General features: G+C 57.9%; 17 protein-coding genes. 16 read left to right on the top strand and 1 reads right to left on the bottom strand.

Going from position 1 to position 22,004, the window contains the following annotated elements:
• Positions 1–354: 354 nt before the first annotated feature.
• The 15 genes from CLV58_RS00080 to CLV58_RS00010 all read left to right on the top strand — a co-directional run bounded on the left by CLV58_RS00080 (position 355) and on the right by CLV58_RS00010 (position 20,665).
• Positions 355–1,689, top strand: coding sequence for a TldD/PmbA family protein (locus tag CLV58_RS00080; RefSeq protein ID WP_106135729.1), 1,335 nt, complete (start codon positions 355–357; stop codon positions 1,687–1,689).
• Between the two features lie 212 nt (positions 1,690–1,901).
• On the top strand, positions 1,902–3,509 hold the full coding sequence (locus CLV58_RS00075) for a TldD/PmbA family protein (protein WP_211300808.1): 1,608 nt from the start codon (positions 1,902–1,904) through the stop codon (positions 3,507–3,509).
• A 272-nt stretch (positions 3,510–3,781) separates the two neighbouring features.
• Positions 3,782–5,143 carry a TldD/PmbA family protein gene (locus CLV58_RS00070; RefSeq protein WP_106135727.1) on the top strand — a complete coding sequence of 454 codons (1,362 nt, stop codon included), beginning with the start codon at positions 3,782–3,784 and terminating at the stop codon, positions 5,141–5,143.
• A 197-nt stretch (positions 5,144–5,340) separates the two neighbouring features.
• Positions 5,341–6,981 (top strand): TldD/PmbA family protein, encoded by a 1,641-nt coding sequence (locus tag CLV58_RS00065; protein WP_106135726.1) that lies wholly within the window; start codon positions 5,341–5,343, stop codon positions 6,979–6,981.
• 177 nt (positions 6,982–7,158) lie between these two features.
• On the top strand, positions 7,159–8,493 hold the full coding sequence (locus CLV58_RS00060; protein WP_106135725.1) for a TldD/PmbA family protein: 1,335 nt from the start codon (positions 7,159–7,161) through the stop codon (positions 8,491–8,493).
• A 72-nt stretch (positions 8,494–8,565) separates the two neighbouring features.
• On the top strand, positions 8,566–9,240 hold the full coding sequence (locus CLV58_RS00055; RefSeq protein WP_106135724.1) for a Uma2 family endonuclease: 675 nt from the start codon (positions 8,566–8,568) through the stop codon (positions 9,238–9,240).
• Between the two features lie 63 nt (positions 9,241–9,303).
• A complete protein-coding gene (locus tag CLV58_RS00050; protein ID WP_106135723.1) occupies positions 9,304–9,921 on the top strand; it encodes a DUF4159 domain-containing protein in 618 nt (205 codons plus the stop codon).
• 106 nt (positions 9,922–10,027) lie between these two features.
• The gene (locus CLV58_RS00045) at positions 10,028–11,017 is read left to right on the top strand and encodes an AAA family ATPase (RefSeq protein ID WP_106135722.1); all 990 of its coding nucleotides are present in this window, start codon (positions 10,028–10,030) and stop codon (positions 11,015–11,017) included.
• A gap of 84 nt (positions 11,018–11,101) precedes the next feature.
• Positions 11,102–11,953 carry a DUF58 domain-containing protein gene (locus tag CLV58_RS00040; protein WP_106135721.1) on the top strand — a complete coding sequence of 284 codons (852 nt, stop codon included), beginning with the start codon at positions 11,102–11,104 and terminating at the stop codon, positions 11,951–11,953.
• Between the two features lie 143 nt (positions 11,954–12,096).
• The gene (locus tag CLV58_RS00035) at positions 12,097–13,341 is read left to right on the top strand and encodes a BatA domain-containing protein (RefSeq protein WP_106136100.1); all 1,245 of its coding nucleotides are present in this window, start codon (positions 12,097–12,099) and stop codon (positions 13,339–13,341) included.
• Positions 13,338–15,626, top strand: coding sequence for a hypothetical protein (locus tag CLV58_RS00030; RefSeq protein WP_106135720.1), 2,289 nt, complete (start codon positions 13,338–13,340; stop codon positions 15,624–15,626). Before CLV58_RS00035 ends, CLV58_RS00030 begins: the two co-directional genes overlap by 4 nt.
• Before the next feature lie 3 nt (positions 15,627–15,629).
• Complete coding sequence (locus tag CLV58_RS00025) at positions 15,630–17,282, top strand: hypothetical protein (protein ID WP_106135719.1); 1,653 nt, start codon at positions 15,630–15,632, stop codon at positions 17,280–17,282.
• A 141-nt stretch (positions 17,283–17,423) separates the two neighbouring features.
• Positions 17,424–18,668 carry a hypothetical protein gene (locus tag CLV58_RS00020; RefSeq protein WP_106135718.1) on the top strand — a complete coding sequence of 415 codons (1,245 nt, stop codon included), beginning with the start codon at positions 17,424–17,426 and terminating at the stop codon, positions 18,666–18,668.
• A 116-nt stretch (positions 18,669–18,784) separates the two neighbouring features.
• A complete protein-coding gene (locus CLV58_RS00015) occupies positions 18,785–19,150 on the top strand; it encodes a DUF1304 domain-containing protein (RefSeq protein WP_106135717.1) in 366 nt (121 codons plus the stop codon).
• Positions 19,151–19,459: 309 nt separating this feature from the next.
• Complete coding sequence (locus CLV58_RS00010; RefSeq protein WP_106136099.1) at positions 19,460–20,665, top strand: THUMP-like domain-containing protein; 1,206 nt, start codon at positions 19,460–19,462, stop codon at positions 20,663–20,665.
• 102 nt (positions 20,666–20,767) lie between these two features.
• Here the strand turns inward: CLV58_RS00010 and CLV58_RS28610 are convergent, their stop codons facing one another.
• On the bottom strand, positions 20,768–20,944 hold the full coding sequence (locus CLV58_RS28610) for a hypothetical protein (RefSeq protein ID WP_211300795.1): 177 nt from the start codon (positions 20,942–20,944) through the stop codon (positions 20,768–20,770).
• 78 nt (positions 20,945–21,022) lie between these two features.
• On the opposite strand from CLV58_RS28610, the gene CLV58_RS00005 reads away from it, so the two are divergent.
• Entirely contained in the window at positions 21,023–21,820 is a 798-nt protein-coding gene (locus tag CLV58_RS00005; RefSeq protein ID WP_170108612.1) for a bestrophin-like domain, read from the top strand.
• Positions 21,821–22,004: the final 184 nt, after the last annotated feature.

Here is a 22,004-nt window from a genome sequence, read left to right as displayed (position 1 = left end):
ATTTTCGGTTTACAGTTTACGGTGGTCACAGTGGCGCAGACCGGTCCACGTCCGGGTGGACGCATAGCGACCAATTGGCTACCGCCTGCATAGTTGCCCTGACGGGCACCTATGCAGGCGCGACTACACGAATCCCGAATCGTCGCAACGGTTCGGGATTCGTCATTTTTGGGTACACGACCGATTATTCGCTTTTCAGCACCAATATTTCGGCATTCCGCCAGCCGTAGCCCATCATCAGCGGCATAAATTTGGCCCTACGCGTATTTTTGTTCCAACAAATTTTGCTATCTATACAATTCGGTTCACGATAAACGCAACCTAAACCGAGTTATCTTAACTTCTCAACAAGGAATGACGACCTTACTTACTGAGGCAGAAGCAAAGCGAATTATCGACAAAGTACTGTCCTTCTCAAAGGCCGATGAACTAAGCGTCAATATGTCGGGGGGCCGACGCGGCAACATCCGCTACGCCCGTAACGCCGTATCGACCAGCGGTGAAAGCACGAATCTCTCCCTTGCCGTCACAGCAGCTTTCGGCAAAAAAACCGGCACGGCAACCATCAATGAATTCGACGATGCGTCGCTGGAGAAGACCGTCCGACGGGCCGAGGAAGTCGCCCGGCTAGCCCCGGAGAACCCTGAATACATGCCTATGCTGGGGCCGCAGCAGTACCTGAAGACCAACCCCTACGCGCAATCGACCGCCGACATCACGCCCGACTTCCGGGCGCAGGCCACCTTCGACAGCATCGACCCCTGCCGCAAGAAAAACCTCACGGCCGCCGGCTACATGGAAGATGCCACCCGCTTCAACGCGATCGGCAACACGAAAGGACTGTCGGCCTACAACCGCGATACGTCGGTCGAATTTTCGGTTACGGTCCGCACGGCGGATGGGATGGGCTCCGGCTACGCCACCCGCGACGTTACTGACGTCAGCAAGCTGAATACCAAAGACGCGACTGAAATCGCCATGCAGAAGGCGCAGGCATCGAGCAGCGCCCGCGCGCTCGAACCCGGCAAGTACACCGTCATTCTCGAACCGGCGGCTCTGGTAGCCAATGTCGATGCATCGCTGATGGCGGCTATGTTCCGGTCGATGGACGCTCGCTCGGCCGACGAAGGTCGTTCGTTTCTGAGTAAAAAAGGGGGCGGCACACGCCTGGGCGAAAAGCTCTTCGATGAACGCGTCACGATCTACTCCGACCCGACCAACCCAGAGGTTCCTGGTGGCGCGTTCAGTGGTGACGGTCGTCCGCAGGAGAAGGTGACCTGGATTGAAAAGGGAGTAGTTAAAAATATGCCATACTCACGCTACTGGGCGGAGAAAAAAGGTGTTCATGCCACCCCGCCGGGCGGTAATTTTATCATGGAAGGCGGTACACAATCGCTGGCCGACATGATCAAAAGCACGGAGAAAGGTATTCTCGTTACGCGCTTCTGGTACATCCGCCCGGTCGATCCGCAAACGCTGCTCTACACGGGCCTGACCCGCGACGGGACGTTCTATATTGAGAACGGACAGATCAAATTCCCCGTCAAGAACTTCCGCTTCAACGAGAGCCCGGTCATCATGCTCAACAACCTCGAAGCCCTGGGCAAACCCGTTCGTATGGGCGGTAACCTCGTCCCGCCGATGAAAATCCGCGACTTCACCTTCACCAGCCTCTCCGATGCCGTTTAGTTTACGGGTATTCGGTATACAGTTAACGGTGCAGTGTGGACCCGCTACGACCCGCCCCACACTGCATAGATACGTCAGCCACTGTATGACGAACCGCACCACGGTGGCGACCACCGCGTGGCCACCGTAAACCGTATACCGAAAACTGTAAACCACAAACCTTAAACTTCTTCACAACCTTGAAACGACGCGATTTTAACCAATTGATGAGTATGGGCGCGCTGGGCATGATGATGCCGGCGGTACCCGCTTTCGCCCGTACGGTAGCCCCCGAAGCGCTGCTGGAACCGGGTCTGGATATAACCGTTAAAAAACGACTGGCCGACGCAGCCCTCAATGCTGCCAAAGCCAAAGGCGCTACCTACGCCGACGTACGCATTGGCCGCTACCTCAACCAGTCTGTACTGACGCGCGAAAATAAAGTACAGGGCATCGTTAACTCGGAGTCGTTTGGCGTGGGCGTCCGGGTCATTGCCAATGGATGCTGGGGCTTTGCCTCGGTGGGCGACGCCCGCGACGAGTCAGTAGTCGCCAAAGCGGCTGAGACGGCCGTAGCCATCGCGAAAGCCAACGCCCGTCTGCTGACCGAGCCGGTTCAACTGGCACCCCAACAGGGGTTTGGCGAGGTAAGCTGGAAAGCACCGATCAAGAAAAACGCCTTCGAAGTGCCGGTCAAGGAAAAGGTCGAACTGTTGCTGGCCTGTAACGCGGCTGCGATGAAAAACGGGGCCAACTTCGTCAACAACGTGCTGCTGCAAATCAACGAGCAGAAGTACTTTGCGTCGACCGACGGGACCTACGCCGATCAGGACATTCACCGGATCGGACCCAACTTCACCGTTACGGCTGTCGATCCGCAGAACGGCCGGTTTGCCACCCGCGACTCACTCAGCGCTCCAATGGGAATGGGCTACGAGTACCTACAGGTGAACCCGTCTGACAAGGTAGGGGGCGTCACGACCCGCTACAACATGGGCTACGACATGCTCGAAGACATCACCGCAGCAGCCAAGCAGGCCAAGGAAAAGCTGTCGGCGAAATCGGTCGAAGCGGGTAAGTATGATCTGGTCCTCGACCCCTCGCACACCTGGCTGACTATCCACGAGTCGGTGGGACACCCCCTGGAACTCGACCGCGTGCTGGGTTACGAAGCCAACTACGCCGGTACATCGTTTGTCACGCTCGACAAGTGGAAGTCGAAGAACTTTAACTACGGTAGCCCGGTCGTCAACTTCTTCGCCGACAAAACGCAGACTGGTTCGCTGGGGGCCGTCGGCTGGGACGACGAGGGCGTCAAAACCAAACGCTGGGATCTGGTGAAAGACGGCATTCTGGTCAACTACCAGGCTATCCGCGATCAGGTACACATCATTGGCGAGAAAGAATCGCAGGGCTGCTGCTACGCCGACAACTGGAGTTCGGTGCAGTTCCAGCGCATGCCGAACGTATCGCTGGCACCGGGTAAAACCCCGCTGTCGGTACAGGATATGATCAAGGGTGTCGACAAAGGCATCTACATCATCGGCGACGGTTCGTTCTCCATCGATCAGCAGCGCTACAACTTCCAGTTCGGCGGTCAGTTGTTCTACGAAATCAAGAACGGACAAATCGTGGGTATGCTCAAAGACGTCGCCTATCAGGCCAACACCCGTGAGTTCTGGAACTCCTGCGTAGCCGTCTGCGACGAGAGCGATTACCGGCTGGGGGGTGCGTTCAGCGATGGGAAAGGACAACCGTCCCAAAGCAGCGCCGTTTCGCACGGCAGCGCCACGGCCCGTTTCAAAGGCGTCAATGTCATCAACACCGCCCGGAAAATCTAAATCGGTGTTCGGTATACGGTTTACAGTTTACAGTGGCTACCGCCGGCGTGTAGCCTGGACCTCCAGGTCCGGGTGCCCGTCAGGGCAACTCTTGCAGGCGGAAGCCCAACGTTGCAGGAGTGGTAGATGCAACAGGGCATCCGTCAAAGCAACTTATGCAGGCGGCAGCTATTTGGTCGCTTTGCGCCCACCCGGACCTGGGGGTCCAGGCTACACGCCGGCAACCACCGTAAACCGTAAACCATATACCGAACACCTTACCCCCTTCCTCTATGCCCATACTGTCCAAAGAAGAAGCCAGGCAGATCATCGACAAGGTACTGTCCTTCTCGAAGGCCGACGAGCTGAGCGCCAACCTGTCGGGTAGTCGACGGGGCAACATCCGCTACGCCCGCAACGCCGTGTCGACCAGTGGTGAGTCGGATAACCTGAGTCTGGCGATAACGGCCGTTTTCGGCAAAAAAGCGGGTACGGCGACCATCAACGAATTCGACAACGCGTCGCTGGAAAAAACCGTCCGGCGGGCCGAAGAGATTGCCCGGCTGGCTCCGGAGAATCCCGAATACATGCCTATGCTGGGGCCACAGCAGTACCTGGACCCGCAGACGTTTGCCGACAGCACCGCGAAAATCGACCCGGACTTCCGGGCGCAGGCAACCTTCGATAGTATCGATCCCTGCCGCAAGAAAAACCTCACGGCCGCCGGCTACATGGAAGACACTACCGGTTTTTCGGCCATTGGCAACAGTAAAGGGTTATTCGGCTACAACAAAGCGACCAACGTCGACTTTTCTGTCACGGTCCGTACCGCCGACGGTACCGGCTCGGGGTACGCCCGACCCGATTTCACCGACGTCGGCAAGCTGAATACGCGCAGCACCACCGAAGTGGCCATGCAGAAAGCCCTCGCGTCGGTGAATGCGCGGGCGCTCGAACCCGGCAAGTATACCGTTATTCTCGAACCCACGGCTTCGGTCGAACTGTTGCAGAATATGATGCGCAGCATGGACGCTCGCTCGGCCGACGAAGGTCGTTCGTTTTTGAGCAAGAAAGGGGGCGGCACGCGTCAGGGCGAACGGCTCTTCGACGAGCGCGTCACGATCTATACCGATCCCATGAACAGTGAGCTTCCGCTATCGCCGTTTGGCGGTGGAGGTGGTGGGGGCGGTGGCCGCTTCGGGGGTGGTGGCGGCAACGATGGACTACCCCAGGAAAAAACGACCTGGATCGAGAACGGCGTCGTCAAGAACATACCCCACTCGCGGTACTGGGCCGACAAGAAAGGCGTCAAGCCGATTCCCGGCCCGGCGGGATTCATCGTGCAGGGCGGAAACCAGTCGCTGCTCGACATGATCAAGGGCACGGAAAAAGGCATTCTCGTCACACGTCTGTGGTACATTCGCGCCGTCGACCCGCAGACGCTGCTCTATACCGGCCTAACCCGCGACGGGACGTTTTATATCGAGAACGGACAGATCAAATTCCCCGTCAAGAATTTCCGCTTCAACGAAAGCCCGGTCATCATGCTCAACAACCTCGAAGCCCTGGGCAAACCCGTCCGGTCGGGCGGTAACCTGATTCCCCCGATGAAAATCCGCGACTTTACGTTCACCAGTTTATCAGATGCCGTTTAGTTTACGGTATTCAGTATACGGTTTACGGCGGCCACGCGGTGGTCGCCACGCGGTGGTCGCCACCGTGGCGCGGTCCGTCACACAGTGGCTGGCGCGACTGTAACCTGGACCGGTCCGCCAACGTGACTTGGGCTGCACCGAGAACCGTATACCGAAAACTGTAAACCGTATATCGAAAACCACAAATTCCCACCCACTTGGATCGTCGTCAGTTTATTCAGTTAACGGGTATGGGCGCGGGCAGTCTGCTCCTGCCATCGTTACCCGCCTTTTCCCGCACCGTTGCGCCCGAAGCGCTACTGGAGCCGGGCTTGGATGTGTCAGTCAAAAAGCGCCTGGCCGACGCAGCCCTCAATGCCGCCAAAAGTAAGGGCGCTACCTACGCCGATGTGCGCATCGGTCGCTACCTCAATCAGTTCGTCATCACCCGCGAAGACAAGGTCGAGAACCTGATTAACACCGAGTCGTTTGGCGTGGGGGTTCGGGTCATCGCCGATGGCTGCTGGGGTTTTGCCGCCATTGTCGATGCCCGGTCCGAAACAGACATGGCAAAGGCCGCCGAGAAAGCCGTTTCCATTGCCAAAGCCAACGCAACCCTGATGAAGACGCCCGTGCAACTGGCTCCGCAGAAAGGATTCGGTGAGGTAAGTTGGAAAGCGCCCATCAAAACCAATGCCTTCGAAGTACCCATAAAAGAGAAAGCGGATCTGTTGCTGACGGCTAATTCGGCGGCCCTGAAGAACGGGGCCAACTTCGTTAACTCGCAGCTTTTTCTGGTGAATGAGCAGAAGTACTTTGCGTCAACCGACGGCACTTACGCCGACCAGGACATTCACCGGATCTGGCCTACGTTTACCGTCACGGCCATCGATCCGAAAACGGGCAAGTTCGAAACCCGGCAGGCGCTGAGCGCGCCCATGGGTATGAGCTACGACTACCTGCAAGCCAACCCGACCGACAAGATAACCGGTATCACGACTCGCTATAACATGGGTTACGACATACTGGAAGATATCACCGCAGCGGCTAAACAGGCTAAGCAGAAGCTGTCGGCGAAATCGGTCGAAGCGGGCAAGTATGATCTGGTCCTCGACCCCTCGCATACCTGGCTGACCATCCACGAATCGGTGGGGCACCCCCTGGAACTCGACCGCGTGCTGGGCTACGAAGCCAACTTCGCCGGTACGTCTTTCGCGACGCTTGATAAGTGGGAGTCGAAAAATTTCCAGTACGGTAGCAAACTCGTCAACTTCTTCGCCGACAAAACACAGCCTAACTCACTGGGCGCTGTCGGCTGGGACGATGAGGGTGTCGAAACCCAGCGCTGGGACCTGGTCAAAGACGGTATTCTGGTCAACTACCAGGCCATCCGCGATCAGGTGCACATCATCGGTGAAACCCACTCGCAGGGTTGTTGCTACGCCGACAGCTGGAGTTCCGTACAGTTTCAGCGCATGGCCAACGTGTCGCTGGCAGCCGGTAAAACACCCCTGTCGGTGGCCGAGATGATCAAGGACGTCGAGAAGGGTGTTTACATCATTGGTGACGGTTCGTTTTCCATCGACCAGCAGCGCTACAACTTCCAGTTTGGCGGACAACTCTTCTACGAGATCAAAAACGGGCAGATCGTGGGCATGCTCAAAGACGTAGCCTATCAGTCGAACACGCGCGAGTTCTGGAACTCCTGCGTGGCCGTCTGCGATCAGCGCGACTTCCGGCTGGGGGGTGCGTTCTTCGACGGAAAGGGCCAGCCCATGCAGTCGAACGCCGTTTCGCACGGCAGTACTACCGCCCGTTTCAAAGGCGTCAACGTCATTAACACCGCCCGGAAAATTTAAATCGGAGTACGGTGGCTAGTGTAGCCTGGACCTCCAGGTCCGGGTGCCCGACAGGGCAACTTTTGCAGGCGGCAGCTATTTGGTCGCTTCGCGCCCACCCGGACCTGGAGGTCCAGGCTACAAGTACCACCTAAACCGAATACCGTAAACCGTACTCCCGTAACCCCGCCCACCCCTATGACCATTCTCACTGAAGCAGAGGCTAAAGCTCTGCTGACCAAAGTTCTGAGTTATTCAAAAGCCGACGAATGCGAAGTCAACCTCCTGAGCGAAGAACGGGGCAACCTGCGCTACGCTCGTAACGAGGTGTCGACCAGCGGATCGGTGACCAATAGAAACCTGGCCGTTCAATCGGCGTTCGGCAAAAGAGTCGGTGTCGCGACGATCGATGAATTCGACGACGCGTCGTTGGAGAAAGTTGTCCGCCGGTCGGAAGAACTGGCCCGGCTGGCTCCCGAAAACCCGGAGTACGTAGGCGTACTCGGCCCGCAGCAGTATCTGAAGGCGAACGGCTTTTTCGACTCGACGGCCAGCATTTCGTCGGCCGACCGGGCTGCTGCCGCCGGCAAAAGCCTGACCCTGACCCGCGACGCAAACCTGGTTGGTGCGGGCTTTCTGGAAGACAGCTACGGGATGAGGGCAATGATGAATTCGAAAGGACTGTTCGCCTATTACCCCAGCACGAACGTCAATTTCTCGCTGACGGTACGCACACCCGACGGCAGGGGATCGGGCTACGTAACCCGTGGCTATAGCGACTTTACCAAACTCGACACATCCTCGGCGACCCGTATCGCCATGCAGAAAGCGCAGGCATCGGCCGACGCGCGGGCGCTCGAACCCGGCAAGTACACCGTCATTCTCGAACCCACGGCGGGGGCGGTACTGATCGAAAACATCTACGCCGACCTCGACGCCCGCTCGGCCGACGAAGGCCGCTCCTACTTCAGCAAGGCCGGGGGTAAATCGCGGCTGGGGGATAAAATCGTCGACGACCGGGTGACGATCTATTCCGACCCGACCAACCCCGAACTACCCGCATCCCCCTGGTCGGGCGATGGTCGTCCGCAGGAGAAAACGATGTGGATCGAGAAAGGCGTGGTCAAAAATCTGGCGTACAGCCGGTACTGGGCACAAAAAACCGGCAGGAAAGCTACGCCGTATCCCGGTAACCTGATTATGCTGGGCGGCAATTCATCACTGGAAGACATGATTCGGACGACGCCACGCGGTATCCTCGTCACCAAACTCTGGTACATCCGTCCGGTCGACCCGCAAACCATGCTGTACACGGGCCTGACCCGCGACGGGACCTTCTACATCGAAAACGGCCGGATCAAATTCCCTATTAAGAACTTCCGCTTCAACGAGAGTCCGATCATCATGCTCAACAACCTCGACGCCCTGGGTAAGCCGGAGCGGACGGTCAGCACGGAATCGTTCAGCAACCACCTGATTCCACCGATGAAAATCCGGGAGTTTACGTTCACCAGCCTGTCCGATGCGGTATAGCTGGCGGTTTCGCCGGATTCGTCGTATCTTCATCATGTAGAAATAATAGCCACCACCGCCGATTGAATTGCTATGATCAACAGCCGCGTTCACGACCTTTTGGAAGCACCGGATGCCAAACTCGTCATCGAACGAGCACAAGCCATCCTGGCCGATGAAGCCCAGCGTCGTCGGGCATTCCGCGAGTGGCTGCGCGACGATGTCAAGGCCGAATTCATCAACGGCGACGTCATCATGCACTCCCCCGTCAAACGCCGGCATCTGGACGCGACGCAGAACTTAACGACCCTGCTTCGCGTCTATGTCCACCTGCATGAGCTGGGCGCTGTCGACTCGGAGAAAGCGCTTATCGGGTTGACCCGTAACGATTATGAGCCGGACATCTGCTACTGGAACAAGGAAACCGCCGATTTATTCGAGGCCGATCAAATGGAGCACCCCGCCCCGGATCTGATCGTGGAAGTCCTGTCTAAAAGCACTACGGGTCGTGATCGCGGAATCAAATTTGAGGACTACGCGGCCCACGGTGTCGGCGAATACTGGATCATCGATCCCGTCCGAAAATCAGTCGAACAGTATCAATTGGACGAAGCGACGATGGCATTTGCCGTGGCCAACACGCTGTATGTAGATGATACACTGACGGCGCTGACCGTACCTGGCTTTACGATTCCGGTTCGCGCCATTTTCGACAAAGACGTCAACCTGACCACCCTCAAATCACTGATGAACAGGACAGACCGGTAAGCCTGTCGCTTTTGCCAATCCCTTACAGCGAACCCGTTTGCGGGACTTACTCAACAAACGATCTTGAAGCCCTTCTTTTTCACCCGTATTCAATATACCTCCGGCGACTGGGATACCGATCAGCGCATGCCGTCGAACCTGATGCATTCGCTGGTGGAATACACGACGCTACCCGTCGATCAGAAGGAAAAGGTGGTTCAGTTGAGCAGCCCCGACCTGTTTAAAAGTCCGTTCTGCTACCTCAGCGGCCACAAGCTGGTCGAGTTTTCGGCGAAGGAACGCGACAACTTCAAACGGTACGTGCAGAATGGGGGCTTTGTCTTCGTCGATGATTGCAACCACGACATCGACGGGCTGTTTGCCAAGTCCTTCGAGCAGGAAATGGCCCGCACGTTTGGCCCCAAAGCCCTGCAAAAAATTCCGAATAACCACCCGCTCTACTCCTGCTTCTTTACGTTTGACGACGGTCCACCGACGACTTCCTTCGAGTTGAACGGCTGGGGCGACGACCTCGTACACGACTATCTGAAAGCGATTCTGATTAACGGGCGCATCGGGGTATTGTACAGCAACAAAGACTACGGCTGCGAGTGGGATTACGACTTTCGGAACAAACGGTTTCTGGCCGAAGACAATACCCGCTTCGGCGTCAACATCGTGACCTATGCCCTGACGGCCTGAACACGGCATAACAGCGAAGTACACGGCGACTACAGCGATCTCTTTTTCTCTGTGAAAGCCTCTGTCACTCCGTGTTTAAAGCAACATACAACCTGAAACTGAATCCTTGGAAACTGTAGACAAAACCCATTACAAAGCGCTGGTGGCCAGGCTCCCCCAGCTCCGGAGCGAAATCGGCAAGGTCATCATCGGACAGCAGGAAGCCATCAGTGAGGTGTTGATTGCCTTACTAGCGGGTGGCCATTGCCTGCTGGAAGGCGTACCCGGCCTGGCCAAGACGCTGATGGTCAAGACCATGTCCGACGCGCTGGCGATGCGTTTCAAACGCATCCAGTTTACGCCCGACCTGATGCCCGGCGACATTGTCGGCACGGAGATTCTGGAAGACGACCATGAGACGGGCCGCAAGGTGTTTGTCTTCAATCAGGGGCCCATTTTCGCCAATGTCGTCCTGGCCGACGAGATCAACCGAACGCCCCCCAAAACGCAGGCGGCCATGCTGGAAGCCATGCAGGAATACCGGGTGACGTATGGTGGTAACGACTACCCCCTACCGAAACCGTTCCTGATTATTGCTACGCAAAACCCCATCGAGCAGGCCGGAACGTACCCGCTACCCGAAGCCCAGCTCGACCGCTTTCTGCTGTATATCAAGCTCAGCTACCCCGCCGAGCAGGAGGAACTCACTGTCCTGAAAAGTACCACTGGCACCGACCGTCCGCAGTTACAGACCGTCCTGTCGGACCAGGACATCATCGACCTGCAACGGCTGACCCGGCAGGTGCACATCAGCGACGACCTGCTCGTATCGATCAACCGGCTGGTTCGCGCCACCCGCCCCGACGGTACGCCCTCGGCGTTCGTGAAGCAGTGGAGTCAGTGGGGCGCGGGGCCACGGGCGGGGCAGGCGCTGGTGTTATGTGCCAAGGCGCGGGCGGTACTCAACGAGCGGTTTTCGGTTATCCCCGACGACATTCATACGCTGGCCTACCCCGTGTTGCGCCACCGGATTGCGCTCAACTTCCGCGCCGACGCCGAGGGCATCACCAACGACCACGTCATCCGGCAGCTACTGACGGAGGTGAAGATTGGATAATAGTTTACGGTTTTCGGTATACGGTTTACGGTAGCTGCCGCTACGAACCACCGTAAACCGTATACCGAAAACAGATCACCGAAAATGCTTACGACCGAACTCATCAAACTAAACAACCTGCAACTGGCCGGCAAACTGGTCAGCGACGAGTTGCTGCTGGGGATTCAGACGAGTCAGCGGTCGGGGATCGGGACGGAGTTTGAACAGTTTCGACACTACGTACCCGGCGACGACCCCAAGCGCATCGACTGGAAGTTGTTTGCCAAATCGAATCAGTATCTGGTTCGGGAGTCGGCCACGGAAAGCAATCAGCAGATTCGGTTCGTTCTCGACCAGTCGGGCTCGATGAACTACGCCGAGAACGGCATCAGTCGACTCAACTACGCCCGGATACTACTGGCGTCGCTGGCGTACCTGGCCAACCGGCAGGGCGATCAGGTCAGCCTGTACACACTGCACGACGGAGCGGTTCAGCCGGTCGTTCCGGCGGGGAAGCAGTCCGTGCAGAAAATCATTGCCACACTCGAATCGATAACGGCATCGGGTACCTGGCAAAGCACAGCGACATCGTTTCCCGAGTTCAGCCGCAAGCAAAGCGAAATGCTGGTGCTGGCATCCGACTTTTTACAGGTCGACAACGAATGGGTGAATTTGATTCAGCGCGTAGCCGGACCCCGGCGGGAGATCGTCATTTTTCAGTTGCTGGGCGATCAGGAGCTGGATTTCTCCCTACAGGGGTTCTACCGGTTCCAGGATCTGGAGACCGGCCGGGAACTGGAGATCGAGGCCGACGCCGTCCGTGATACGGTGCGTCAGCGAGCCGCCGAGTACCTAAATCAACTGGACGAGAAATTACGCATTCCGCACGTCAGGCTGATCCGGGTTCGGCTAAGCGACCCGATCGCGCTGGTGCTGAAGCAGTTTTTATTGGCATAGTTTACGGTATGCGGTATTCAGTTTACGGTGGCTGACGCGAGCGTGTAGCCTGGACCTCCAGGTCCGGGTGGGCGCAACGCGACCGATTGGCTGCCGCCGTAAACCGTACACTGAAAACCGAATACCGAAAATTAAACCTAACCATGAACGAGCCATACATGCTGTGGGGGGCGCTGGCGGTCGTGATACCGATCGCCATCCATTTCTGGCACCGCAAGCAGGGAAAGCCGCTGCCCTGGGCCGCTACGGGCTGGCTTGAGGAAAAGCAACAGCAGCAAAGCCGGGGCCTCCGGCTCGACGATCGGTGGCTACTGCTGGTACGCTGCCTGCTGGTGGTATTGCTGACGGTTCTGCTGGCCCGACCGATGCTGCCCTCACTGTCGAAGCCGCCTATTGTCCAGACTGTACACCTAGTGCAGCCGTCGGCGGCCGTGGTCGCCAATTTTCGGTTCGAATTAAGCGAGGCCCTGAAACGAAAGGAGCGCGTGGTTTGGGCAACCCCGGCCTTGCCGCCTGTCCCCCCGGCCCTGACGCTGCCGGCGCAGACCGAGTTTAACCCGCTGGTTCTGCAAACAGCCATTTCCCGGCTCAGCACCCAACCAATCAGCCTGCAACTCTACGCGACGAATACACCGACGCTGGCTACCCTGCCGATCATCGCCGTCCCGACGCGCTTTGCTCTGCATACCGTTATCGATTCCAGTCAGTCACCCCGCCCCTATCTGCTGGTCAACAACGACCGGCGACTGTATATCAACCGGGCGGGTCAACTGACCAGCACCGCTACACCGGACGGCTCGGTTCGGCTGGCACCATCGCCCGCGCATACGGGTCCCGTACCGACGCTACTCGGCTACCGGAATGAGCGGGAGAAGCAAACCGTACAGGCTGCTCTTGCCGCCCTGACCGACGTGTACGGCATTGACTTTCAGTTGGATGACCGCCCCGTGCCCGGCCGTGCCTACAGTTGGGTACTCACCGATCAGCTACCGGCTCAGCGTATGGCGTCGACCCGGTATATCGTCTCGCCAGTCAGCACTAAGGTGGGCGCATCCACGGGGGTCGCTATGGATGCAGCCATGGCGAACGTTGTGTATACCAACGACGTACTGACGCCAACGACATCAACGCTTGTCGAAACCGGGCAGTTACCCGAATGGCTGGGGATGCAGTTGCTGGCTCAGTTCTATCTGAACACCACCACGGCACCGCTCAGTCAGCAGGCGTTACGGTCGCTGTTCACACCCGGGCAGCCCGTTCCCAAACAGGCAGCGACCGATTGGCAACAGCTATTCGTACTGCTTTTCATCAGCATGGTCATTCTTGAACGCTGGTTAGCCCTCTCCGGCACGGTCCGGGAGCGAGCGACCCGCCCTACGAACGTATGAACGAACTCAAACGGCTTATCGCGTCGGTTACTTACCAGCTATACGCCAACGCGTTGCTGGGTAGCCTGATGCTGGCGGCTGCGGGCTACCTGCTGGTGGCTACGTTTGTCCCGTCTCCGCTGACATGGCCGCTGCTGGCCGGACTGGCGAGTTTCGCACTGGGCGTGTACCTGAACAAGCTTCACCAGGACAAGAAACAGGAGGCTATCCGGCTCATCCACCAGACCATCGGCGATGCCGAATACAGCCTGCCCCTGCTCACCAAACCGCAGCTCAATCTGGCCGAAGAACTGCAACTCGACCGACTGAATCAGCAGGTACAACAAGTCCGTACCCCGGTGGTGCTCTGGGCGAACATCGCGCCCTACGGCCTGGTCTTACTGGGCGGTCTGGCGGTGTACACCCTGTACCCGCTGCTGAACCAGTCGAGTCAGCCGAACCAGTCCCAGCGTACGACGGCAGTACTGACCGATAGCACTCGCCAGGCAGCAGCTGTCCCGACGCTTGTCTCTGCGCACTTGCAAATCCACCCCCCTGCCTACACTCGCCTGCCCGACACCCGGTCGACAAACCTGAATGCGTCGGGCGTGACTGGCTCCCTGCTGACCTGGACGATTCGGTTCAGCGAATCCACGCCGGGCGAATCCACGCCGGGCGAGTCCACGCCGGGCACCCCACAGCGACTGACGCTTCGACTGGTGAGCAGTCAGGGGCAGGAGGTACCGTTTCGCCTGACGAACGGACAGTTCACCTACCAGGATCGGCTGATCAATTCGGGGCTGTACGCGATCAAAGCGTACTGGCAGGCCGATAACAAGCGTGACTCGGTCATTTATCAATCCGACTTTTACCGGCTGGACGCCCGTCCCGATCTGGCCCCCAAGATTGAAACGACATCCAAGGAGTTGTACAAGTACCACTACCTCAACGACCCGAAACTGCTGACGGTAGCCGCCCGCGTGTCCGACGACTTCAGCGTGTCGCAGGCGTTTCTGGTCGCCACGATTGCCCGGGGCTCGGGGGAGAACGTCAAGTTCCGGGAGGTCAAGATGCCACTCACGCCCACCAACTTCCACGACGCCCGACTGACCAAAACGCTGGACCTGCGCGCCCTGCAATTCGCACCCGGCGACGAGCTGTATTACTATTGGTCGGCCTTCGACAACCGCCAACCCGAACCGAACTTCACGAAGTCGGACACCTATTTTCTGGTGTACAAAGACACGGCGAAAGTAGACGACAGCGAGTTGGCCACTATGGCCATGAACGTGATGCCCGATTATTTCCGTAGTCAGCGGCAGATCATCATCGACACCGAAAAGCTAATCGCTGGTCGTAAAAAGCTGCCACCGAAGGCATTTAACAGTCAGTCGAACGAGATCGGCTTCGACCAGAAAGCGCTGCGGCTCCGGTACGGGCAGTTTCTGGGGGAAGAGTTCGAGAAAAACATCGGTGGCGACGGGTCGCCCCCCATCCCCACCAACAAAGACGGCGTCGTGGTAGCGGGGATGGCCGCCATTCAGGCACAGATGCACAAGCAGAACGGGGGCGAGGGCGGCAGCGCGCAACCGGCAAACCCAACCGCCCACAGCGCCGACGACGGCCATAATCATGGCGGAGGGGGCAGTTCCGACGGCAGTCAGGACCCGTTGGCCGCGCTGATCGCTCAATACACGCACAACCACGACGATGCCGAAACCAACACCTTCCACGAACAGTCGACGCGTTCGTTGCTGAAAATGGCGCTCGAAAATATGTGGGAGTCGGAACTGCAACTGCGGCTGTACGAACCCGAGAAGGCACTGCCCTACGAACAGGAAGCGCTCAAATACCTGAAGATGTCGCAGCAAAAGGCCCGGTCGTTTGTCCGTAAAACCGGCTTTACGCCCCCCGAGACAAAGGAAAAAGAAACCCGGCTGACCGGTGAGCTGAAAAACGTAACCAACGCCTTTACGCAGGAACGGCAGTATAGTCAGCAGCAAATCAGCACCCTGGCTGCGGGCGTACTCGGGTCGCTGGATCAGCCATCGCTTAGTGCGTCGCAGCGGCAGCAGGCCCGTCAGTTGGGCAATACGCTGGCCAACCGGGCGATCAACAGTAGCCTGGCCAATTGGTCGGTGCTGGCCATCCTGCAAAAGCTGGTCGGTAACAAACCCCTCACCGACGCCGAGAAAATAAGCCTGAAAACTAAACTGTACGCCCTGACGGGTGCGTCGGAACGGACCGGCCCGTCGTATGCGAGCGACCGCGCGCTTCGGCAGGCGTTCTGGCGACATGCCCGTTAACCTATGCAACTAACCCTCAACTGGGACACGCCACTTACCTGGTTTTGCCTGCTGGCGCTGGTCGTTCTACTGGCCGTACAAGGCTGGCTTATCGGTCGCAACACGTCCTTACCCCGTATGCGCAAAGGGGTACGATTCGGGCTGAATCTGCTCCTGTGGCTGGTGTTGCTGGGCTATATCCTACAACCCCGCTGGCCGATTGCCAAACCAGCCACGCAGGTGCTGCTGGTAGGCGACGACGTACCGACCTCGTTTGCCCGACGCCTGCAGGATAGCCTGGGCATTCCCGAGCGTCTGACCAGCCGGACGCTATCGGGCACGTATGACTCGGTGACAATCGTGGGGAATCAATTCCCGTCGACGGTGCTGGCCCGGCTAAGTTCGTCGGCGCTGCGGCACATCCCCTATCCGACCCCGGATGAACTGATACGGCTCCACTGGAATGGCGTACTTCGGCAGGGCGAACTTCAGCGGGTAACCGGTCTGGTCAATGTATCAACACCCCAACGACTGCGGCTCCGGTACGGCAACCTAACCCTCGACAGTCTGAACCTGACGGCCGGTACGCATTCGTTCGCGCTTCAGTTTCCGGCATTTCTGCGCGGCAAAAATCAGGTTGAACTGATGCTGGGCAACAAAACGCTCGACACGCTCCGTTTCTTCAGCCGACCCATTGCCCCCCTGACCATTCATTTTCTGCTCAGCAGCCCCGATATTGAAAGCAAGACGCTGGCAAACTGGCTGGGTCGGCAGGGGCACAGAGTGACGGTGGCGGCCACGCTATCCAAAGACCTCAGCAGCAGCGTCAGCATCAACCAGGCGACAACCGCCCGCGCCCAAACGCCTGACCTGCTGATCACCGAACCAGCCAATGCGGGTAATGCGCAGATTCGCAAAGCCGTTGCCGACGGACGGGCCGTACTGTTCATCAACCTGACCAGTCCCGACATCGACAGTCGAACCATCAATCAGGCCGTGGGTAGTCGCTGGCAGGCGCGCCGGGTCACCAACGCTCCGCTTGTGCCGGTGAGCAACGGCCTGACTGCACTCCCCTACCGCTTTACCGATAACCTGAATCAGTTTAGTGTAACGGGCTTTCCGGTCTTCGTGCAGCAAACCGCCGGACGCGTGCAGCCGGGGCGCGTTGGGATCAGTTTACTGAGCGAAACATTCCCCCTCGCGCTAAGTGGCGACAGCACGACCTACGCCCGCCTGTGGACGGCGGTACTGGCTCGTCTGTCGCGCACCGAAACGAACGAGATACAGGTCGACGCTCCGTTGATACAGGGTCTCGACCAACTTATCACGATCAACAACCCAACTCGAAAGGCAACGACCCTACGCGTAGGAACCGACACCCTCCGCCTGACAGTCTCGCCCTTGAATCAACTATCGGCAGCGGGTCGCGGGCTTTTTCCGGCAGCGGGCTGGCAACCGGTGCAGGACACACTAGCCCTCTACGTCGAAGCCAATCAACCCGCCAGGCCGCTCATCAGCCGCGCCCTGCTCGACCGATTCCTCCTGGCCCATCAGCAGTTTAGCCCAGCCGCAACCGCGTCGATACCGGGTCCAGCCGCACAGCTTCCCGACTGGGCCTGGTTCGCCCTTATCCTGCTTTGCTTTACCGCACTCTGGCTGGAACCCAAACTCGGGTAAGTGTAGCCCGGCGGCTACCAGACCTAGACCAGGTCGCCGGTACGAGTCTGGGCTACACCGCAGCAAATTTTTCAGCGGCTATTGCATAATTCGCTTTTTCAGTAAACTTTGTATTACAAAGTACTTTTAGCAACAGCAATTATGCACAACGATATACTTGCCCATCTGGATAATCCCCAATACCTGGAGCAGTTGTACCGGGCGGATAAACCGGCCTTCCGAAAAGCGTTTGACTCGCTCTATCCGCAGATAGAAAATAACCTGCTGGCGAAAGCCTGGCACGAACGACTTAGCTACAATCCGGATGGGCTGAGCTGGGGCACTCCCCGCGACCGGGTGGTTGTGTTGCTGGCTTCGGTTGTAGCGGCTTTGTTAGCCAAGTTACCCGCTATACTGTCGCTGGCACCCGGTTATTATTATCCACGCAACATCGGTTTCATCGCGTTTCCGCTGTTGATTGGCTACTTCGCCTGGAAGCAAACCGTTCCCCGACAGACCGGTATTGTACTGGCCGTACTCATGGGGTTGGCGGCCGTTTACATCAACTGGCTCCCGCAGGCACCCACCAGCGACACCCTGATACTGGCCTGCCTGCACCTGCCTTTGTGGCTGTGGTCGCTGCTGGGATTCACGTTCACGGGCGGACGTCTACGACGCGACGCCAACTGGCTGGGCTTTCTGCGGTACAATGGTGAACTAGTCGTCATGACGGCGGTACTGCTCCTGGCCTGCGGGCTGGCGACGGCTATTACAATCAATCTGTTCAACCTGATTGGCTGGAACATCATCGGCTTCTATAGCAATTACGTCGTGATTTGCAGCCTGGCAGCGCTACCCATCGTGGCTACGTACCTGACGCAGGTTCAGCCGGCGCTCGTTGGTAAGGTTTCCCCCGTGATTGCCCGGCTGTTCAGCCCGTTCGCCCTGGTCATGCTGCTGATCTACCTCGTGGCCATGACTGCGTCCGGGAAGAATCTGTACCACGATCGGGCGTTTCTGCTGCTATTCAACGGCTTGCTGGTCGGCGTAATGGCACTCATCTTTTTTTCCGTCGCCGGGACGGGTTCCGTCCACCAGAACCGCGTTCAGTTGCTGATTCTGTTTCTGCTGTCGATCGTGACGATACTGATCAACGGTATTGCCTTGTCGGCCATTCTGTTTCGTATTGCCGAATGGGGCATTACGCCTAACCGGGCCGCTGTACTGGGGAGCAACGTGCTGATACTCTGCCATCTGCTGCTCGTCGGCTTTCGGCTTTGGCAAGTCACTACCCGGCGGTCTGATCTGTCACCGATCAGCCGGTCGATGGCGTATTTCCTGCCGGTGTACAGCGCCTGGGCCGTCGTAGTCGTCTTTGTATTTCCGCTGCTGTTCGGATTCAAGTAAGTACTGTATAATCAGCTGTCAACCAGTAAGAGGATTTCTGTCATCCCTCGCAGGCTCGGGCTGACAAATAGAGAGATTAGCTATTTTCGTGCGTTCTGTTCACGAAAAACCCAGCTATGCATTTACTTTCCTACATCCTGATCGCCGTCGTTGCCCTGGAGCATCTGTACATCTTGTGGCTGGAAATGTTTGTCTGGACAAGCCGTGGTCCAAAAACGTTCCGGTCACTCCCTCCGGAGCTGTTCGAACCAACTAAAGGTCTGGCCGCCAATCAGGGGCTGTATAACGGTTTTCTGGCCGCCGGACTGATCTGGTCGCTGTTTATTCAGGACCCGATCTGGCATACCAACGTTGCCGTTTTCTTCCTGAGCTGCGTCATCGTAGCGGGGACGTATGGTGCCCTTACGGCCCAACGGTCCATCTTTTTCATGCAGGCGCTGCCCGCAATCATCACATTGTCACTCGTACTGTTGACCCAATAGAAACGTATGTTTTTTCCCGCGTGTCATCGTTCGCGACAGACAACGCGCGGCTGATTCGGCCAGGACGCAACAGCGTGAAACCGATCGGTAGCAATCCCACCAACGTCGCTATCGTCAGAAATGCGTAGTAAGGCGCTACTTTTGCTGCGGAATCACCCATGATTACAACCACACCAGCTGTCCATTCGCTGAGACGCGCATCTGATCCCGACAGCGCGCTACCATTCTCTATAACAGCATAAACGGTATCGGCGCCGACAACAAAAAACTACCCTCAGATTGACGCATCTACCCGTTCTGCCAGTACCCGTGAAAACCCTATCAGTACACGAGCAAGCCTTTATTGAGCAACACCTGACCGACGACGTTACGGCGCTATTGCTGCGTCAGCATCCGGCTGACCTCGACGTTCGGATGCTGGCGGCACAGCTAACGGCCCGGCAGAAAGCCCGCTACAAACTCCCGACTTGGTACGCCAATCCCGATCTGCTGTTTCCGCCCGCGCTATCGGTTGAGCAGGCATCGTCGGAGCAAACGGCTGCGTACAAGGCGTCGCTCGTCGACGGAAATCTATTGCTTGACCTCACCGGGGGCATGGGCGTCGACACCTGGGCGTTTTCACGGGTGATGCCGTCGGTCGTGTATGTGGAGCGCAGTACCGAACTGGCATCGCTGTCGGCTTATAACCTGCCCCGGCTTGGCGCGACGAACGTACAGGTCGAAACGGGTGACGGACTGGCGTGGCTGGACGGCCGGCCCGAACCCGCTGACTGGATTTACCTCGATCCTCACCGGCGCGACGAACGGGGCGGCAAGGTGGTTCTGCTGGACGAGTACGAACCCAACGTGCTGACGTTGCTTCCTTTTCTGGCCCGCAAAAGCCGGAAGCTGCTCCTGAAGGTGTCGCCCATGATCGACCTGAAACAAACCATCCGTCAACTGGGCCCGGCGGAAATACACGTCGTAGCGGTGCTGGGCGAAGTTAAGGAAGTGCTGCTCGTAGTCGATCATACCGCTCCGGCTTCGGCAGATCCGGCCTTTGTCGCGATCAACCGGCTGGCGCAGCACGACGATATATTCCGCTTCACCTTGACCGACGAGGCCGAGGCCGTGGCGTCGTTTAGCGACCCGCAGACATACCTGTATGAACCGAACGCGGCCGTACTGAAAGCGGGCGCGTTTCGTTTGCTGGCGCAGCGATTCGGCCTGACCAAACTGGCCCCCAACAGTCATCTGTATACCAGCGAACAGTTTGTAGCGGGTGTACCGGGGCGGGCGTTTCGGGTCGAGCAGGTCATTAAACCCGACCGTAAGTCACTGCAAACGATACTACCCGATCTGAAAGGAAATCTGGCGGTGCGTAACTTTCCGCAAACGGTAGCCGAGCTACGAAGGAAACTCAGCCTGCGCGAGGGGGGGGATCGGTACCTATTTGCCACGACCTTGCTCAACGGCGACAAGCGATTGATCGTCACCCGGAAAGTTGATGCATTGTCGGGTGACGATTGTTCATAATCAGCTGATTTTTGTTCCCCTTTACTCTCCCGGCCGTTGCGACGAGGGCCTGCCCAATAATCCTTCGGGTCAAAGTAGTTCTGCTATCGTCCCGGTTGCTCGTCAGGTCTTTTCCGTTGGCATGTTCGGCAGCGTACCCTGCATCACGCCATCCAATATCCCTTCGGTTACCGTTACCCGGTCGGCCGGCACCAGCGGAAGCCAGTGCATCAGCCGTGATTCGTTGTTAGCAAAGGCGTACCGACGCAGGCGGGGTTGGGTGGGGTTTACAGCCCCCACTTGTAGCCGTCAAACATAATTCGTTTGATTTAGTATGGATTGATGGGGCTGGCTGGTGAGCCACCCGGTCGCTACACGATGGATTTCATTTACGACTTACCCAACTGGCTGTTCTTTCTGCTATGCGCCAGCCTGACGGTTCTTTTTTCCGTAACCGGTTCATGGCTGGTTCGCCCCTGGGCACAGGCGCACGCGCTGGCGAAAAGTGACGATTATTCGGAGCACAACGATCTGGTCAGTTACTTTCTGGGGGCGTCGGGAGTCGTCTACGGCATTCTGCTTGGCCTGGTCGCTGCGGGGGTCTGGAGCAATTACCAGGACGTATCGAACGAAGTCGACGACGAAGCCACGATCACCGCTGCCCTGTATCAGGATTTAGCCACCTACCCCAGTGTCGAACGGAAAGCATTCCAGGATGAACTGAAGTTGTACACGCGCCGGGTCATCGACACCGACTGGCCCGCCCACCGACAGGGCGTTATCTCACAGGCAAGCAGCCACGTGCTGCGCAGCTTCAAGCGCCACATCACCGACTACAACCCACCCGACAAACGCATGGAGCTGATGCACAGTCAGGTCGTCAGTCAGCTGAACGACCTGCTGCGTGCCCATCGGTTGCGGCTGCGCGGTAGTCAGGCGACGCTCCCCCCGCTCCTCTGGTGGGTACTGATTCTGGGGGCCGTCATCACTATCGTCATTTCCTGGTTTCTGGTATCCCAGCGGATAGCGGTGCAGCTCATCCTTTCGGCCCTGATCGGCCTGCTGCTGGGTTCCCTGCTCTTCCTGACGGCAGCCATGGACAATCCCTTCCGGGGCGAATTCAGCGTCGACGCCGATGCTTTCGACTCCGTCCTGAACGAGATGATCAAGTATTGATACTGGCTGGACTTTACTTAACAGCCCTGCCCCCCGCCCCCTGAAGGGCAGGGCTGTTAAGTTCTAGCCTGTTTACCCCCCGCCCCCTAAGAGGTTGTTTGGGGAAGGCGTTTTGAGGTAAATGTGAGAGTCGGTGCGTAGCTTGAGGTGTCTAATCTACGAGCTTATGCAAACCCGTTTTCAC

It is taken from the genome of Spirosoma oryzae, assembly GCF_003002825.1.
Lineage (GTDB): Bacteria > Bacteroidota > Bacteroidia > Cytophagales > Spirosomataceae > Spirosoma > Spirosoma oryzae.
The sequence above is the reverse complement of the archived record's forward strand: the minus strand, read 5'-3'. Positions and strand labels throughout refer to the sequence as shown.